The sequence below is a fragment of the Tessaracoccus pujii genome (assembly GCF_055326215.1).
In genome coordinates this window covers 241,808-257,957 of the sequence record NZ_JBUZNP010000003.1, presented here as the reverse complement: position 1 = coordinate 257,957, position 16,150 = coordinate 241,808, and the positions used below count along the sequence as shown (strand labels likewise).

The 16,150-nt window shown below is 68.2% G+C and carries 19 protein-coding genes; 14 read left to right on the top strand and 5 right to left on the bottom strand.

Translation table 11 applies throughout. From position 1 onward, the window contains the following. Nucleotides 1-345, bottom strand: a complete 345-nt coding sequence (locus tag ACZK5N_RS05495; protein WP_459019312.1) for a metallopeptidase family protein — start codon at nucleotides 343-345, stop codon at nucleotides 1-3. 202 nt (nucleotides 346-547) lie between these two features. Between ACZK5N_RS05495 and rpsP the strand changes: the two genes are divergently transcribed. The 14 genes from rpsP (at nucleotide 548) to dprA (ending at nucleotide 11,709) form a co-directional block, all read left to right on the top strand. Further along, a complete protein-coding gene (gene rpsP, locus ACZK5N_RS05490; protein ID WP_459019313.1) occupies nucleotides 548-1,027 on the top strand; it encodes a 30S ribosomal protein S16 in 480 nt (159 codons plus the stop codon). A gap of 2 nt (nucleotides 1,028-1,029) precedes the next feature. Beyond that, nucleotides 1,030-1,278, top strand: coding sequence for an RNA-binding protein (locus ACZK5N_RS05485; RefSeq protein WP_459019314.1), 249 nt, complete (start codon nucleotides 1,030-1,032; stop codon nucleotides 1,276-1,278). Between the two features lie 88 nt (nucleotides 1,279-1,366). Further along, nucleotides 1,367-1,891, top strand: coding sequence for a ribosome maturation factor RimM (gene rimM / locus ACZK5N_RS05480; protein WP_459019315.1), 525 nt, complete (start codon nucleotides 1,367-1,369; stop codon nucleotides 1,889-1,891). Beyond that, nucleotides 1,888-2,595, top strand: a complete 708-nt coding sequence (gene trmD, locus ACZK5N_RS05475) for a tRNA (guanosine(37)-N1)-methyltransferase TrmD (RefSeq protein ID WP_459019316.1) — start codon at nucleotides 1,888-1,890, stop codon at nucleotides 2,593-2,595. Before rimM ends, trmD begins: the two co-directional genes overlap by 4 nt. A 91-nt stretch (nucleotides 2,596-2,686) precedes the next feature. Then, nucleotides 2,687-3,397 (top strand): succinate dehydrogenase cytochrome b subunit, encoded by a 711-nt coding sequence (locus ACZK5N_RS05470; RefSeq protein ID WP_459019317.1) that lies wholly within the window; start codon nucleotides 2,687-2,689, stop codon nucleotides 3,395-3,397. Beyond that, entirely contained in the window at nucleotides 3,397-5,412 is a 2,016-nt protein-coding gene (locus ACZK5N_RS05465) for a fumarate reductase/succinate dehydrogenase flavoprotein subunit (RefSeq protein ID WP_459019318.1), read from the top strand. Before ACZK5N_RS05470 ends, ACZK5N_RS05465 begins: the two co-directional genes overlap by 1 nt. Continuing rightward, the gene (locus tag ACZK5N_RS05460) at nucleotides 5,409-6,167 is read left to right on the top strand and encodes a succinate dehydrogenase/fumarate reductase iron-sulfur subunit (RefSeq protein WP_459019319.1); all 759 of its coding nucleotides are present in this window, start codon (nucleotides 5,409-5,411) and stop codon (nucleotides 6,165-6,167) included. Before ACZK5N_RS05465 ends, ACZK5N_RS05460 begins: the two co-directional genes overlap by 4 nt. A gap of 271 nt (nucleotides 6,168-6,438) precedes the next feature. Beyond that, entirely contained in the window at nucleotides 6,439-6,789 is a 351-nt protein-coding gene (gene rplS, locus ACZK5N_RS05455; RefSeq protein ID WP_459019320.1) for a 50S ribosomal protein L19, read from the top strand. Between the two features lie 125 nt (nucleotides 6,790-6,914). After that, nucleotides 6,915-7,688, top strand: a complete 774-nt coding sequence (gene lepB, locus ACZK5N_RS05450; protein WP_459019321.1) for a signal peptidase I — start codon at nucleotides 6,915-6,917, stop codon at nucleotides 7,686-7,688. Continuing rightward, entirely contained in the window at nucleotides 7,688-8,320 is a 633-nt protein-coding gene (locus ACZK5N_RS05445; RefSeq protein ID WP_459019322.1) for a ribonuclease HII, read from the top strand. Before lepB ends, ACZK5N_RS05445 begins: the two co-directional genes overlap by 1 nt. Then, nucleotides 8,317-8,628, top strand: a complete 312-nt coding sequence (locus ACZK5N_RS05440) for a DUF2469 domain-containing protein (protein ID WP_458993560.1) — start codon at nucleotides 8,317-8,319, stop codon at nucleotides 8,626-8,628. Before ACZK5N_RS05445 ends, ACZK5N_RS05440 begins: the two co-directional genes overlap by 4 nt. A 68-nt stretch (nucleotides 8,629-8,696) precedes the next feature. Continuing rightward, nucleotides 8,697-9,068 (top strand): YraN family protein, encoded by a 372-nt coding sequence (locus ACZK5N_RS05435; protein ID WP_459019323.1) that lies wholly within the window; start codon nucleotides 8,697-8,699, stop codon nucleotides 9,066-9,068. Continuing rightward, nucleotides 9,062-10,600 carry a YifB family Mg chelatase-like AAA ATPase gene (locus ACZK5N_RS05430; protein WP_463624695.1) on the top strand — a complete coding sequence of 513 codons (1,539 nt, stop codon included), beginning with the start codon at nucleotides 9,062-9,064 and terminating at the stop codon, nucleotides 10,598-10,600. Before ACZK5N_RS05435 ends, ACZK5N_RS05430 begins: the two co-directional genes overlap by 7 nt. Then, entirely contained in the window at nucleotides 10,597-11,709 is a 1,113-nt protein-coding gene (gene dprA, locus ACZK5N_RS05425) for a DNA-processing protein DprA (RefSeq protein ID WP_459019342.1), read from the top strand. Before ACZK5N_RS05430 ends, dprA begins: the two co-directional genes overlap by 4 nt. Here dprA and ACZK5N_RS05420 read toward each other — a convergent pair. From ACZK5N_RS05420 to ACZK5N_RS05405, 4 genes are read right to left on the bottom strand one after another with little or no spacing between them, the layout of a single operon-like run. Then, entirely contained in the window at nucleotides 11,706-12,617 is a 912-nt protein-coding gene (locus tag ACZK5N_RS05420; protein WP_459019343.1) for an ECF transporter S component, read from the bottom strand. The genes dprA and ACZK5N_RS05420 overlap by 4 nt on opposite strands. Next, nucleotides 12,607-14,166 carry an ABC transporter ATP-binding protein gene (locus ACZK5N_RS05415; RefSeq protein WP_459019344.1) on the bottom strand — a complete coding sequence of 520 codons (1,560 nt, stop codon included), beginning with the start codon at nucleotides 14,164-14,166 and terminating at the stop codon, nucleotides 12,607-12,609. The genes ACZK5N_RS05420 and ACZK5N_RS05415 overlap by 11 nt, the downstream gene beginning before the upstream one ends. After that, nucleotides 14,163-15,290, bottom strand: coding sequence for an energy-coupling factor transporter transmembrane component T (locus ACZK5N_RS05410; protein ID WP_459020367.1), 1,128 nt, complete (start codon nucleotides 15,288-15,290; stop codon nucleotides 14,163-14,165). The genes ACZK5N_RS05415 and ACZK5N_RS05410 overlap by 4 nt, the downstream gene beginning before the upstream one ends. Beyond that, a complete protein-coding gene (locus ACZK5N_RS05405; RefSeq protein ID WP_459019345.1) occupies nucleotides 15,290-15,952 on the bottom strand; it encodes a hypothetical protein in 663 nt (220 codons plus the stop codon). Before ACZK5N_RS05405 ends, ACZK5N_RS05410 begins: the two co-directional genes overlap by 1 nt. Nucleotides 15,953-16,150: the final 198 nt, after the last annotated feature.

Below are 16,150 nucleotides of genomic sequence, written 5' to 3'. Positions count from 1 at the left end.
TCAGCCCCAGCCCAGCGAATGAAGCGAGGCCTCGTCGATCCCGTGGTAGTGGCCCAGTTCATGGAGCAGCGTGACCCAGATCTCCTCGTAGAGCTCGTCCTCCGTCGCGCACATCCGGCCCAGGGGTCCACTGAACAGCACGATCCGGTCCGGCAGCTGCCCGTAGCCGTACTGGTCCCGCTCGGTCAGGGCTGTCCCCTCGTACCAGCCGAGTGAGTCCGAGCCGTCCTCCGGCTCGTCCTCGATGACGAACATGAGGTTGTCGAGCCCGGTGACCAGCTGCTCGGGCAGCGCAGCGAGGGCCTCCTCGACGAGGGCCTCGAACCCGGATTCTGAGATGTCCACGGGCCCGATGCTACGTCGGCGTCTCGCACGGATTGGCCGTCGCCGGTGGATCTGGCAGAATGTCTGATGCACCTCTTTGCCCGGGCCCTCTCATCCGAGCCTCGAGGTCCCTCAGGTTTGTGCGCGGCGTGCCCCACACGTCGCGTGCGTCCATCCACATCGTCTGCCCGGCAGACACTTTCATCACAGGAGAACCACACCCGTGGCAACCAAGATTCGCCTCAAGCGGCTCGGCAAGATCCGCTCGCCCCACTACCGCATCATCGTCATCGACTCGCGCGCCAAGCGGGAGGGCAAGGCCATCGAGGAGATCGGCCTCTACCACCCGAAGAACGATCCCTCGGTGATCCGCGTCGACTCCGAGCGCGCCCAGTACTGGCTGTCCGTGGGCGCCCAGCCCACCGAGGCCGTCGTCGCCATCTTCAAGCGCAGTGGTGACTGGCAGAAGTTCAGCGGCGACACGACGCCCTCGGGCATCGATCCGCAGCCGGAGCGCCGTGACCGTGAGGCCGAGTTCGCCAAGGCCCTCGCCGAGGACAGCGGCGCGACAGCGCCGGCGATCTCCAAGGCGAAGAAGAAGGCTGACGAGGCCGCCGCCAAGGCTGCGACCGCGCCCGCTGCGGCGGCGTCCGAGCCCGAGGCCGCGGCCAACGAGGCCGAGGCTCCTGCAGAAGAGGCCTGATCGTGCTCGCGGAAGCCCTTGAGCACCTCGTCGCCGGAATCGTGTCGAACCCCGACGACGTGTCGGTCAAGGACAAGGACCTGCGGCGCGGGCGCCTCCTCGAGGTGCGGGTGCACCCAGAGGACGTCGGCAAGGTGATCGGCCGCCAAGGTCGCACTGCGCAGGCTCTGCGCACCGTGGTCGCGGCGTTGGCCGGCAAGGAGAGCGTCCGGGTGGACTTCGTGGACGTGGACCGTCCCCGTCGCCCCTGACACACCAGCACAAACGATGCCCCGGTAACCCCAACGGGTCCGGGGCATCGCCGTCCCCGCGTGGCGGGACAACAGCGAAGGAGTACCGGTGAGTGACCTGGTGGACGTGACTGTCGGCAGGATCGGCCGTCCGCACGGCTTGAGGGGCGACGTGTTCATCGACCTGCGCACGGACGAGCCGGCGCGCCGGTTCACGGTGGGCACGAGGCTGCAGCTGGGGGAGAAGGGCCAGAGCATCGAGATCGCGACGGTGACCTGGAACAGGGGGCGGTTGATCCTGTCGTTCGTGGGGTACCCGGACCGCACTGCCGTCGAGCCCCTCATCGGCCAGTGGTTGGGGGCTCGCGTTCCCGCCGAGGAGCGTCCCAGTGAGACCGAGGAGTACTTCGATCGGCAGCTGGTGGGGCTGAGCGTCCTCGATCACGCGGGCGTCCGGGTGGGCAGCGTCGAGGAGGTGCTGCACCTGCCGGCCCAGGACGTCCTGCGCATCACCCTCGCCGACGAGGAGGAACGTCTGGTGCCGTTCGTAACCGCGCTGGTGCCCGTGGTGGATCTCCAGGTGGGGCACGTGCAACTGGCTGATGTCGAGGGTCTGCTGGAGGACCTCGAATGAGGATCGACATCGTGACGATCTTCCCGGACTACTTCGCGCCGCTGGCGCTCAGCCTGGTGGGCAAGGCCGTGTCCACCGGCACCGTGGCCCTCGCGGTGCACGACCTGAGGGACTGGACGCACGACCGTCACCGCACCACGGACGACACGCCCTACGGAGGTGGCGCGGGAATGGTGATGAAGCCCGAGCCGTGGGGGGAGGCGCTGGACGCGCTCGAGGAGGCGTCATCAAGTCCGATGACGGTGGTCGTCCCGACTCCCGCGGGCGTGCCGTTCACCCAGGCCCTGGCCTACGAACTCGCGGAGCGGGAGCGGCTCGTCTTCGCGTGTGGGCGCTACGAGGGCATCGATCAACGAGTGATCGATCACTGCTCGCAACGCTATGAGCTCGTGGAGGTCTCCCTCGGTGATTACGTGCTCAACGGGGGGGAGGTGGCCACGCTGGCGATCATCGAGGCCGTTGTGCGGCTCCTTCCCGGCGTGCTGGGCAATCCGGCCTCACTCGTCGAGGAATCCCACTCGGCCGGGCACGGCAACCTGCTGGAGTATCCGAGCTACACCAAGCCCCCGGTCTGGCGCGGTAGGGCGGTGCCGGAGGTGCTGCTGAGCGGCAACCACGCGCTGATCGATCGGTGGCGGCACGAGCAGGCGCTGGCGCGCACGCTCGAGCGTCGGCCGGACCTGATCCCAGACGAGTTTTCGTAACGGAACAGGCCCGTAAATGGCCTAGCGAAACGCGTCTCGGATAACATCACCCCGGCGCCCGTAGGGGTGCTGCGTTGGCTAGAGTGACGGCGTGGCAACAACTCTCACCATCCATCAACGGGCGATGCGTAGCACGGTCATCAAGAAGGTCGTCATGGCAGTGACAGGCCTGATCATGATCGCGTTCCTGCTCGTGCACATGTACGGCAACTTGAAGATGTTCCTCGGTCCCGAGGCCTTCGACCATTACGCCGACTGGCTGAAGGGGAACACCGATGACGGTGGCATCCTCTACCCCCTCCTTCCGGCCGGTTGGTTCATCTGGATCTTCAGGTTCGCCCTCGTCGCCTCCGTGATCCTGCACATCTGGTCTGCAGTGACTCTCTCGGCGGAGACGCTCAAGAACCGCGGTAGCAAGTACGTCAAGTCCCAGAAGAAGGTGCAGACCTACTCGTCGCGCACCATGCGCTGGGGCGGCATCATTGTCGCGGCCTTCATCATCTTCCACCTGATCCAGTTCACCATCATCCCCGGATCCTTCGGCGGCAACGCCGACGAGCCGCACTCGATGGTCCTGGCCAGCTTCAGCCAGTGGTGGATGGTCGCGCTGTACGCCGTCTGCATGGTGCTCATCACGATGCACGTCCGGCACGGCTTCTGGAGCGCGTTCACAACCCTCGGCAGCAACACCAGCGCCCAGTCGCGCACGGTGCTCAATGTGCTGGCCATCGTCGTGTCCGTCGCCCTGTTCGTCGGCTTCATGATCATGCCCCTGGCCGTCCTCTTTGGAGTTGGTATCTGATGACTGCAACCAGCACGACCCCCGGCCTCGCCAGTGAGTACTGGGCTGAAGGCGCCGATATCGCCGACACCAAGGCTCCCCGCGGAGTCGAGATCGACAAGGTCTGGAAGTCGCGTCAGTTCCAGGCCCGCCTGGTCAACCCGGCCAACCGTCGCAAGCTCAGCGTCATCATCGTGGGCACCGGGCTCGCCGGTGGTGCCGCGGCGGCGACGCTCGGCGAGGCAGGCTACAACGTCCTGAACTTCTGCTACCAGGACAGCCCCCGTCGCGCCCACTCCATCGCGGCCCAGGGTGGCATCAACGCCGCCAAGAACTACCGCAATGACAACGACTCCACGCACCGGCTGTTCTACGACACGGTCAAGGGTGGCGATTACCGCGCCCGCGAGACGAACGTCTACCGCCTTGCGGAAGTGTCGGCCAACATCATCGACCAGTGCGTTGCCCAGGGCGTCCCGTTCGCCCGCGAGTACGGCGGTCTGCTGGACACCCGCTCCTTCGGCGGCGTCCAGGTCCAGCGCACCTTCTACGCCAGAGGTCAGACCGGCCAGCAGTTGCTGATCGGGGTCTACCAGCAACTGGAGCGTCAGATCGCCGCGGGCACCGTGAAGATGTACGCGCGCCACGAAATGGTCGAGATCATCGTCGTCGACGGCCGCGCCCGCGGCATCGTGACCCGCAACATGATCAACGGCAAGGTCGAGACCTGGACCGCTGATGCGGTGGTGCTCGCCACGGGCGGTTACGGCAACGTCTTCTTCCTGTCGACCAATGCCATGGGCTGCAACGTCACGGCCACCTGGCGCGCGCACCGCAAGGGCGCACACTTCGCCAACCCCTGCTACACGCAGATCCACCCCACCTGCATCCCGGTGCACGGGGATACCCAGTCGAAGCTGACGCTCATGTCCGAGTCGCTGCGCAACGACGGCCGCATCTGGGTGCCCAAGCGGGCCGAGGACTGCGCCAAGGATCCGCGCCAGATCGCCGAGGAGGATCGCGACTACTACCTGGAGCGCATCTACCCCTCGTTCGGCAACCTGGTGCCGCGCGACATCGCGTCGCGTCAGGCGAAGAACATGTGCGACGAGGGCCGCGGCGTCGGCCCGGCGGTCACCGAGCGTGACTCCTCCGGAGTCGAGCGTCAGGTGCGTCGCGGCGTCTACCTGGACTTCTCGGATGCCATCAACCGCATGGGTCAGAAGACCGTGGAGAACAAGTACGGCAACCTGTTCGACATGTACGCGCAGATCACGGGCGAGAACCCCTACGAGGTGCCCATGCGCATCTACCCGGCGGTCCACTACACGATGGGCGGCCTCTGGGTGGACTATGACCTGCAGTCGTCGATCACCGGGCTCTACGTCACGGGTGAGGCGAACTTCTCCGATCACGGAGCGAACCGCCTCGGCGCATCGGCGCTCATGCAGGGTCTGGCAGACGGCTATTTCGTTCTGCCGAACACGATCAACGACTACCTCGCCGACGCTCCGTTCGAGAAGATCTCCGAGGATCACCCCGCCGTCGTCGAGGCACGCGATGCCGCGACCGCCCGCATCACGACGCTGCTCTCCATCCAGGGCACGAGGTCGGTCGACTCCTATCACAAGGAACTCGGCAACATCATGTGGGAGTACTGCGGCATGTACCGCACGGAGGAGGGGCTCACCAAGGCCATCGGGCTCATCCGTGAGCTCAAGGCCGACTACTGGAAGAACGTCCGGGTGACCGGCGTGAACGAGGACTTCAACCAGGCTCTCGAACGCGCAGGCCGCGTGGCGGACTTCTTCGAACTCGGTGAACTCATGTGCATCGACGCACTCCACCGACGAGAGTCGTGTGGCGGTCACTTCCGCGCCGAATCCCAGACCGAAGAGGGCGAGGCGCTGCGAAACGACGACGAGTACCTCTACGTCGGCGCGTGGGAGTGGGGTGGCGAGAGCGGCAAGCCCGTACTGCACCGCGAGCCGCTGATCTACAAGGCAATCGAACTGAAGCAACGGAGTTACAAGTGAAACTCAAGCTACGTATCTGGCGTCAGGCCGGCCCCGATGCAGCCGGTCGGATGGTCGAGTACGATCTGGACGGCGTGTCGGACGACATGTCCTTCCTGGAGATGCTTGACCTGCTCAACGAGAACCTCACGCAACGCAACGAGGAGCCGGTGGCGTTTGACCACGACTGCCGCGAAGGTATCTGCGGCATGTGTGGCGTGGTCATCAACGGCGTCGCCCACGGCGCGCCCGAGGGTATCCGGACCACCACCTGCCAGCTGCACATGCGTTCGTTCGCAGACGGCGCCACGATCGACATCGAGCCCTGGCGGGCTGGTTCGTTCCCGGTGCTCAAGGACCTGGCCGTCGATCGCACGGCGTTCGACCGGATCATCCAGGCCGGCGGCTTCATCTCGTCGAACACCGGCTCCGCTCCTGACGCACACGCCATGCCGGCCCCCAAGCGGGAGTCGGACGTCGCGTTCGACAACGCCACCTGTATCGGGTGCGGCGCGTGTGTCGCGGCGTGCCCCAACAGCTCCGCCATGCTCTTCACGGCCGCGAAGATCACCCACCTGGCCATGCTCCCGCAGGGGCAGCCAGAGCGGTACCGTCGCGTCAAGTCCATGGTGGCGCAGCACGACGAAGAGGGATTCGGTAACTGCACCAACATCGGCGAGTGCGCCGCGGTGTGCCCGAAGGGGATCCCGCTGGAGTCGATCTCGCAGTTGAACCGCGACCTCATCGCCGCGATGTTCAAGAAGGACGGGAAGTGAGCTTGTAGGTGCCCGTCGGGCAAGGCAAGCCAGGGTGAGTGGGGACGCGCCGGGAGGCGAGTCCGCATCGAAACCAACGGGAGGCCCCGGGGAGTTGACCCCCGGGGCCTCCCGCATTTCGCGGCGGTGTGTCCCTCTGCCATAATGACTAGTCGTTGCCCACACCTGGGCAACCCGGATTCGCCGCAGCTCCTGCCACTGGGGGACTGTCTGTGGCTGTCCGGCCAGAACAACCCGCGGTGACCTGTGGCACTGACGGAAGGGTTTGACCATGACCAACCTGCTGATCCAGGAATTCAACAAGGCGTCCCTGCGCGACGACATCCCGGACTTCCGCGCCGGTGACTCCGTCAAGGTGCACGTGAAGGTCGTCGAGGGCACCCGCTCCCGCGTCCAGGTGTTCGCCGGCGTCGTCATCGCGCGTAACGCGGGCGATGTGCAGGCCGCATTCACCGTTCGCAAGGTGAGCTTCGGCGTCGGCGTCGAGCGCACCTTCCCCCTGCACAGCCCGATCATCGAGAAGATCGAGGTGGAGCGTCGCGGAGACGTGCGCCGCGCCAAGCTGTACTACCTGCGCGGTCTTCGCGGCAAGGCAGCCAAGATCAAGGAGAAGCGTTTCTGAGCGCAGGCTCGATGACGTCGAACCGCCGGTGGCCGTGGCCACCGGCGGTTCGTGCATGCAGGGGCCCGAGGCGCGCGCGGTATGCTCTGGGGAGCGCCGCCAACCCGCCCCGAAGGACTGATCCTGTGGAATCCACTGCCGACCCGCTCGATGAAGCTCGGCCGGCGTCGCCCAGCCTGGGCTCGAAAGTGCTGGGATGGCTCACGGAGGGCGTGCTCATCCTGGTGGGGGCCGTCGTCATCGCCACGCTCCTGCGCACGTTCGTGGGCCAGATGTTCGTCATCCCGTCGGGTTCCATGGAGAACACCCTGCAGGTCAACGACCGGGTCCTGGTGGCGAAGTTCGGCGGGTTCGAGCGCGGCGACGTGGTGGTGTTCGAGGATCCCGGCAGCTGGCTGGCGGCCAGCGCGCCGTCGACCAACCCGGCGAAGATCGCCCTGGAGTTCGTGGGAGTGCTTCCCAACTCGGGCACTGAGCACCTCATCAAGCGCGTGATCGGGATGCCCGGGGATCACGTCCGGAGCACGGACGACGGCAAGATCGAGGTCAACGGATCGGTCCTGGAGGAGAGCTCCTACCTGTACAGCGAGAACGGGATTCAGGTCGCCCCGGTGACGGTGCCCTTCGACATCGTCGTACCGGCGGAGAGCCTCTTCGTCATGGGAGACCACCGCAACGCGTCGGCCGACTCACGGTGCCGGCTCGCCGAGGTGTCGCAGAACCCGGGTGAGAGCGCCTTCGTCCCCACCGAGAACGTGGTCGGTGCTGCAGTGGCGATCGTCGCGCCCCTGGACCGGCTGGCCACCTTCACCCTTCCGGTGACCTTCGCGAAGGTCCCGGCGGCCGTTGACCCGGCCCCTGCCCAGGCGGAACTGATTCACGTGGAGCCCGGCTGCTGATGATCCGGCTCGGTCGAGGGACGTACAGCTACGAGCGGGCGCTGGTCCGGGCTGGGCTCGGACCGGTGGCGGGGGCCGACGAGGCAGGTCGGGGCGCGTGCGCGGGTCCGCTGGTGGCCGCTGCCGTCATCCTGGACCCGGATCGCCCCATTGCCGGGCTCGATGATTCGAAAGCGTTGACGGAAGCGGCGAGGGATCGGCTCCACGACGAGATCATGCGTCGCGCCACCGCGGTGGCCGTCGCCATCGTGGAGGCCGACGAGTGTGACCGCCTGGGGATGCATCAGGCAGATCTGCACGGGCTGCGCCGGGCAGTCGGCCGGCTCGACGTCGCACCCAATTTCGTCATCACGGACGGATTCGCTGTCGACGGGCTCGGGGTCCCCGGCCTGGCGGTGTGGAAGGGCGACAAGGTGGCTGCGTGCGTCAGTGCCGCCTCCATCGTCGCGAAGGTCACCCGGGACCGCATCATGGTGGCCCACGACTCAGCCTTTCCGGCTTACCACTTCGCGATCCACAAGGGTTATTGCACCTCGCTCCATCAATCTGCGCTGGACGAGCACGGGCCGTCCGCCATCCACCGGTGGTGCTTCGACAACGTGGCGCGAACGGCTAGAGTTGGGGGACGATGAGCGCCGAGGACCTTGAACAATACGAGAGCAAGCTTGAGCTCGACCTGTACCGCGAGTACAAGGACGTGGTGGGCATCTTCACCTATGCGGTGGAGACCGAGCGGCGCTTCTACCTCTGCAACGTCGTGGACCTGAAGGTGCGTACCGAGGGCGGAGACGTCTACTACGAGGTGTCCATGGGCGACGCGTGGGTGTGGGACATGTACCGTCCGGCACGGTTCGTGAAGTCGGCCAAGGTGCTGACCTTCCGCGATGTGTCCATCGAGGAGATAGCCCACTCGGATCTTCAGGTGCCTGAGAACCAGTGATCCCGCTGCCTGTGGACAACGGTAAGTAGGAGCCGCGCCGTCCGATCATGGGATCGGAGGTGGTGGCGATGGAAAGCCCTACACAGGCTCTCGGTAGGCGAGGCGAGGACAAGGCCGTCGAGTATCTGGTGGCCCGCGGTTGGCGGGTCCTGGCGCGCAACTGGCGGTGTCGCGAGGGCGAGATCGATATCGTGGCGGCCGAACCGGACGGACGCACTCTGGTGGTGGTGGAGGTCAAGTCCCGCTCGGGAACCGGGTTCGGCGCCCCTCTGGAGACCATCACCTACCGGAAGGCGTGCAGGCTGCGTCGCCTGGCCGCCCTGTACGTCAGGGAGTCCGGTCTTCACCCGAGCGTGATCCGGGTGGACGCGGTCGGGGTGCTGTGGCCCCGCGGCGGCCAGTGCGAGTACACCTATGCGCGCGGGATCGACGAATGGTAGGCCGGCACGTCTGGTCGGTGGCGCTCTCCGGGATCAACGGGTTCCCCGTCGAGGTGGAGGCGGCCAAGGGCGGGGGGCTGCCGCGGGTTCAGCTCGTGGGTCTGCCTGACGCCGCGCTCAGTGAGGCCAAGGCCCGCGTCAGGGCTGCGGTGCTTGCCACAGGTCTGTCCTGGCCACCCGGCCTCGTCACCATCAACCTGTCGCCGGCCGGTCTGCCCAAGGCCGGCACGCACTACGACGTGGCCATCGCGGTGGCTGCGTTGATCGCCGAGGGCCAGATGGAGCTGGTCTCGGACACCCGCACCGTGCTGGTGGGCGAGCTGAGCCTGGACGGCCGCATCCGGAAGGTGCGCGGGGTGCTCCCTGCCATGCTGGCCGCCTCGAAGGCGGGGTTCGAGCGTGCCATCGTCCCCGCGGGCCAGCAGACCGAGGCCTCGCTCGTGTCAGGTCTGACGGTGTGGGGGGCTGGACGTCTCGCTGAGGTGGTAGACCTGCTGGAGGGCAAGCCCGTCACCAACCCCACTGAGGCAGCCCCCGCATCCTCCGAGCCGTTCGACGGTCCGGCCGGCTTCACTCCGGATCTCGCGGATGTGGTCGGTCATGAGGACGGCAAGTTCGCCTTGGAGGTGGCGGCCGCTGGGCGGCACCACCTGTTTCTCCACGGCTCACCAGGGGTGGGGAAAACCATGCTGGCCTCGCGGCTGCCCTCCATCCTCCCGGACCTGGATGAGGGTGAGGCGGTGGAGGTGTCTGCCATCCACTCGCTGGCGGGCAGGGAGCTGACCGGGCTGATTGTCCGGCCCCCCTACGCGGATCCCCACCACTCGGTCACCCCGGTCGCGCTGGTCGGCGGGGGCACGTCCGAGGTCAGGCCCGGAGCCATCTCGCTGGCGCACCGCGGTGTGCTGTTCCTCGACGAGTCGCCGGATTTCGGAGTAAAGCTGGATGCGCTTCGCACCCCGCTCGAGAGCGGTGCCATCACTGTGAGTAGGGCGCGTCATACCACCACGTTCCCCGCCCGGTTCCAGTTGGTGATGGCGGCCAATCCATGTCCGTGCGGCATGCACGGCGTGGCGGGAATGGAGTGCAGATGTGATGCGCTGCGGGTGCGCAAGTACCAGGAGCGGATGAGCGGTCCCATCCTGGACAGGATCGATATCAAGCACCAGATGGCAGCGATCAACCGGGTGCTGTTGGAGGTGGACGGCGGCGTGGGGGAGTCCAGCGCCACAGTGCTCGAGCGCGTGGTGGAGGCCCGAGAACGCCAGCGGCGTCGCCTCCGCGGCACGCCGTGGGTTACCAACGGTGAGGTGCCCGGCTCCTACCTGCGCCAGCAGTTGAGCCTCCCGGCAGACCTCGGGGTCCTCAACACCGCTCTTCAGCGGGGTGCGATCAGCGCCCGCGGCGTGGACAAGGTGATCCGGCTGGCCTGGACGCTGGCGGATCTCGCGGGGAGGGACACGGTCAGTGGCAGGGAGCTGAGAGCGGCCCTGCACCTGCGCCAGGGCGACGAACGGAAGGGGGCGGCGTGACGACGACAGAGCGGCAGGCCCGCATGGGCCTCTGCGCCTTGGCTGCCATGGGCTCGCCGCCGCTCGTCCAGGCGGTGGGAGAGTTCGGCGCCGTGGAGGTGTGGCGCGGACTCGTGGCGCAGCCGGATGCAGGACCGTTGTCCCGACGGGCCGCCGTGGTGGACCTGGGGGAAGTGGCACGGGCAACCGAGGCTTGCGGGGCCCGGTTCATCACGCCGTCGGACGATGAGTGGCCGGGATCACTGCAGGATCTCGAGGGCGTGGCGGTCGGCGGTCAGACGGGGCCGCCACTGGGGTTGTGGGTGCGTGGAGACGCCCTGACATCCATGCCGGGTGGCGTCGCGGTAGTGGGGGCCAGGGCGTGCACCTCCTACGGTGAACAGGCGGCTGTCACGCTGGCGGCGGACCTCGCAGTGGGTGGGCGGATCGTCATCTCGGGGCTGGCGTTCGGGATCGACGCCGCGGCCCACCGGGGGACCCTCGGCGTGCGTGGGCGCACGATCGCGGTGGTGGCCAGCGGGCTGGATGATCCATACCCCACTGCCAATGCGCGGCTCGCGGAGGCGGCCTCGGCGAGCGGCGCGGTGGTCTCAGAACTGCCCCCCGCGTACCGGCCCACCCGGTACGCCTTCCTGGCGCGCAACCGTTTGATCGCGGCATTGGCGGAGGGTGTCGTGGTGGTCGAGGCCTCGAACCGGTCCGGGGCCAAGAACACAGCGTCCTGGGCCATGGCGCTGGGGCGCCACGTGATGGCTGTTCCAGGGCCCATCACGTCGTCCCTGTCGGCCACACCGAATCGGCTCATCCGGGATGGGGAAGCTGTGCTGGTGAGCTCGGCCCAGGAGGTGGAGGCGCTGCTCGCCCCCGTCGGCACGGTTCCGGAGCCGTCAGGCAGGGGCTCGGCGCGGCCGATCGACCATCTGGCGCCGGCTCTGCGGGAGCTGCGCGAGGCCGTCCGCTCGAGGGAGGAGGTGACGGCGGCCGAGTTGGCGGCGCGCACCGGTCAGACCATGGTGGACGCCCTGGCGAACGCGGCGGAGTTGGTGGAGTCGGGGTGGCTGGCCGAGGGGGATGGCGGCACCTTCCGGCTCCCTGGGCGCGCCGCCTAGCGTCCCACCGGTGCAGTCAGGGGCAGGGAGGCGTCGGTCTGCCGTGGGACGGCGTCCTCGGCATCCGGGCGGGTCGCTCCGGGGACCACGCGTGCCATGCCGGAGGCCCGCCGCAGGACGATCAGCACCGGACGCCCGAGGATGATCAGGGCCAGTGCAGTGGAGACGGCACGCCCTGTGTCCCAGCCGCCCGTGGAGGTGAGGAGGGTGAACCACCCGAATCTCGCAAGGTTGTCACCGACCGGTGCGCCGGGAAGGTAGTCCAGGCTGCCGGCGGTGCCGCCGTCGATGCCGGTGATGAACGGCCAGAACCACATGTTCATGAGCGCCCCGTAGGCGTAGGCGGAGATCACGCCCACCACGGTCAACATCAGGATTTCAGTTCTGCCGTGGACGCGCTTCGGCAGGAGACCCGCAGCCAGCCCCACCCAGGCAGCACACAACATCTGGAACGGCAGCCACGGGCCCACCCCAGCTGTGAGGAGCGCGGAGGCGAACATCGAGGTGAAGCCCAGAAGGTATCCGAATCCGGGTCCGAAGGCCCTCCCCGCCAGCAGCAGCAGGAAGAACACCGACTCCACCCCGGCGGTACCCACCCCGAGCGCCGGCCTGATCGCCGCGTTCATCGCCGAGAGGACCCCCAGGATCGCCAACGACTTCGCGTCGAGGCCCCCCTCGCTCATCTGCGCGATGACCAGGAGCAGCACCACGGGGAGGATCGCGGCGAACACGAACGGTGCGTCGCCAGAGTGCTGTGGGGCGACGCCGATCGCAGGGATCAACAACGGCCAGAACAGGGCGAAGAGCCCGAGAAGCGACGAGGTCAGGATCAGGGCCCATGTCCGCCATCCCAGGAGCACTCCGATGACGGGCGCGGGGATTCGCAGGGTGGAATCGTCACCTCGCATCGAGGTACTCCTGAACAGTCAGGACGGGTGTGGGGTTGGCCACCTTGGCCACCTGGGTGGCCAGGAGGGCCGAGCCTGCCAGCACGTCACGGGTGGACCCGTCGGAGACCACCTCGCCCTCCGCCATCACCACCACACGCGTGCACGTCTGGGCCACCATCTCCACGTCGTGGGTGGCGATGAGCACTGCGCGCCCCTCCTCCGCCATCGCTCCGACGATGCCGCTCAGAACCTCCTTGGCAGCGTAATCCAGGCCCCTGGTCGGCTCGTCGAGCAGGACCACGTGCGGATTGCCGGCGAGCTCCACGGCCAGGACGACGGCGAGCTTCTGCCCTTCCGACAGGTCGCGTGGGTGGGACGCAGCGTCGATCCCGGGCACAAGCCGGTTCAGGAGGCCGAGAGTGGTGCCCTGGGCGAGATCCGCGGCGGCGTCGCCGGCGGAGCACTCCTCCCGGACTGTGGTGAGGTAGAGCAGGTCGGTCGGCGTCTGAGGAACCAGTGCAACGGTGACACCCTCGGACCCCGTCACGCGACCTGCGTCGCGGCGCCCAGCGCCGTGCAGGGCCCACAGCAGGCTCGATTTGCCGCAGCCGTTGCGCCCCATGAGCGCGGTGACCTCGCCGGAGTGCAGAGTCAGATCCACTCCCGCCACAGCCACGAGGTCGGCGTAGCGCACCACGATTCCGCGACCGGCGAGCACCGGGCGCCCCGGGTCCGGCGGGGCGGGAAGCTCCGGGGGACGTTCGATCCACGCCCGCCGCTGTTCGGCGCCGGCCCTCCTGGCCTCCCGGATGGTCAGCGGCAGGGGAGTCCACCCCACCCGGACACCCAGCTGGACCAGCGGCGGCCGGATGGGGGCGGTGGCGAGCACCTCGCGGGTGGATCCGTGCCTGATGACGTCGCCGACGAGGAGGACGCTGTCCGAGAACTCGATGACCCGCTCCATGCGATGCTCTGCCATGACCACGGTGGTGCCGAGGTCCCGCACGAGTCTGCTGATGATCGCGAGCACCTCCTCGGCCGCGATGGGATCGAGCGCGGAGGTGGGTTCGTCCAGCACGAGGACCTTGGGGGAGCTGGCCAGGACGCTGCCGATCGCGACGCGCTGCTGCTGACCGCCGGAGAGGGTGCGCAGCGCGCGGTCGCGCAGGTCGGCGATGCCCAGCAGGTCCAGCGTCTCCTCGACACGCCGTCGCATGTCGGCTGGTGCGAAGCCGAGCTGTTCCATGGAATAGGCGACCTCGTCCTCGACGGTGTCGGTGACGAAGCCGGCCAGGGGATCCTGCCCCACGTAGCCCACCGTCGTGGCGAGTTCCCTGGGCTGGAGGAGGCTGGTGTCACGGCCGTCGATCCTGACGACGCCGGTGCGGACTCCTCCGGTGAAGCGGGGGACCAGGTTGTTGATGCAGCCCAGCAGCGTGGACTTGCCGCTGCCGGTTGGGCCGACCACGAGGCACAACTCGCCCTCGTCGATGCGGAAGGAGGCGTCGCGGAGCCGCAGGGCGTCGCTGGCGGCGTAGCGGAAGGAGACGTTGTCGAATCGGATCATGCCGGGGTCCTCAGGGCGACGGGCCGGGGCGCCGCGACCGCGGGCAGCGCGGCCAGCGCTAGGGCCGCGGCCAGAAGGGGGGTCAGTGTGGGCCATGACAGCGGGGCGATGGTGGGGTAGAGCACCGACTCGCCGCCAGTGCCGCCGACCCACCAGAGCGCACCGGCCGCCCCGACCCCGCAGGCCGCGACGAGGCTCTCCTGGCGCGTCCACCGGATGGGCCGGTACTGGGTCCGGTGCACGAGGGCTCCCGAGATGCGCATGGCTGCCACGGCGGATGCGAGGCCCGCCCCCAGCAGCGCCGTCGACACCAGCGGCAGCCCGAGCACAGTGTGGTCAGGGGAGCGGGCCAGGAAGCGGAATGACCAGAGGGCCAGCAGCACCATGGCCAGCGACCCGAGGCCGAAGGAGAGCCGCCGATCCTGCCGTGACGCGACCCCGGTGCGCCCGAAGCCGCGCACGTCCATCGACGCGGCGAGGGAGAGGGATCGCTCAAGGGCATCGGAGAGCACCGGCACGATGATGGTCTCGACGGCTCGGAGTTTCCCCCGCCGTGACCGGGACCTTGGGCCGCGGCGGAGCTTGCGGGCCCGGAGGACGCGCTGCAGGGACTCGCCCAGCTGTGGGAGGGCGCTCACCGCGACGACCATCACCGTGCCCAGTTCGTAGAACGCGCCGGGCAGGCTGGCGAGCAGTTTCTTCGGATTGGCCAGAGCGTGGGCCGCCCCGATGCACACGATGATGGCGGCCAGCCTCAAGCCGTCGTAGAGCCCCGCGAGCAGCGACTCCAAGGACACCGGGCCCAACAACCGGATCCCCTGCACCCAGGACGGCAGTGGCACCACGGGCAGGGTGAACAGGACGGTGGGGCCGTCGCCGCCGCCGAAGAAGATCCGGAAGACAACCCGGAGCGCGACGATGAACGCAGCCAGCCACAGGTACAGCGAGAAGGACGCCGCCCACGGGCTGGACCCCCTGGTCGACAGCGTCACGAGGCACACCGCGGCGATGATGCCCGCCAGGAGGAGGGGGTTGGTCGTCATCGACGCGGCCGCCGCAAGCGCCAGCGCGTAGCCCCACCAGGCGAACGGGTGGAGCTGACGCGGAAGCGCGCGAAGTTGCATCACTGTCCGCGGCGACGCCACCACACCACGCCGCCGATGACGGCGAGCGCCACCACGGCGCCGGCGCCCAGGAGCGTGCCGGTCGGCACGCCGGAGCCGGGCTGATCCTCATCCGAGACGTCCTCAGCCGCCTCGGGTGTGGCCGTGGCATCGGAGGCCACGGCCTCGGAGGCGGTGGGCTCGGCGGACCCGGATGCCCCGGCGTCGGCCGACTCCTCCAACGGGTCGACCAGCGGGGCCTCCTGCGGCTCGTTGTAGTCCTCGAGCAGTCGCCAGCCGATGACCTGGCCCGCCTCAGGCGCCATCTCCGCGATTCCCACCTGCGAGAATTCCCACTCGCCGAGGTCACCGTCGGCGGGGGTGGCGGTCCACAGGCTCCACCACTGGGGATCCTTGCTGGTGACGCCGTCGATGGTGGTCACGTAGGACCCCTGATCCGCGGCGAGGCCGGTGGTGACCATGGCCTCGGTGCCGGTGGCGAACTCCGTGGCGCAGGCTCCGGTGACGACGTCGTCGTGCTCGACGTGGACCCACACGTTTCCGGCCTCCACGCATTCGATGGCGGCCGGGTCGGCGGCTGCAGGCTGCGCGATGGCGGCTAGCCCGAGTGCGACAAGGGCGGCGACGGGGAGCGCCACGCGGCGCACGGTGATGGGGGGCATGTGGACCTCTATCCATTGGTCCGTCGGCCAAAGGTTCTCCGCTGGTCGCGACGGAAGTTCTATCCTTCTGCGTTGGTCAGCGGTCCGACTCCCCTGGTAGTGGGATCACGGTTGCGCGACAGTTCCGGGATCGCACCGGATTCGACTGCCAACGGCGACACACTACCTCACCGGTAGGCTGGCCGAATCCCCTACTTC

Coding starts and splice junctions, on each gene's coding strand:
- ACZK5N_RS05465 (WP_459019318.1), top strand. CDS start 3,397: ATGACTGCAACCAGCACGACCCCCGGCCTCGCCAGTGAGTACTGGGCT.
- ACZK5N_RS05440 (WP_458993560.1), top strand. CDS start 8,317: ATGAGCGCCGAGGACCTTGAACAATACGAGAGCAAGCTTGAGCTCGAC.
- ACZK5N_RS05435 (WP_459019323.1), top strand. CDS start 8,697: ATGGAAAGCCCTACACAGGCTCTCGGTAGGCGAGGCGAGGACAAGGCC.
- rplS (WP_459019320.1), top strand. CDS start 6,439: ATGACCAACCTGCTGATCCAGGAATTCAACAAGGCGTCCCTGCGCGAC.
- ACZK5N_RS05405 (WP_459019345.1), bottom strand. CDS start 15,952: ATGCCCCCCATCACCGTGCGCCGCGTGGCGCTCCCCGTCGCCGCCCTT.
- trmD (WP_459019316.1), top strand. CDS start 1,888: ATGAGGATCGACATCGTGACGATCTTCCCGGACTACTTCGCGCCGCTG.
- ACZK5N_RS05420 (WP_459019343.1), bottom strand. CDS start 12,617: ATGCGAGGTGACGATTCCACCCTGCGAATCCCCGCGCCCGTCATCGGA.
- ACZK5N_RS05430 (WP_463624695.1), top strand. CDS start 9,062: ATGGTAGGCCGGCACGTCTGGTCGGTGGCGCTCTCCGGGATCAACGGG.
- ACZK5N_RS05445 (WP_459019322.1), top strand. CDS start 7,688: ATGATCCGGCTCGGTCGAGGGACGTACAGCTACGAGCGGGCGCTGGTC.
- ACZK5N_RS05415 (WP_459019344.1), bottom strand. CDS start 14,166: ATGATCCGATTCGACAACGTCTCCTTCCGCTACGCCGCCAGCGACGCC.
- ACZK5N_RS05410 (WP_459020367.1), bottom strand. CDS start 15,290: ATGCAACTTCGCGCGCTTCCGCGTCAGCTCCACCCGTTCGCCTGGTGG.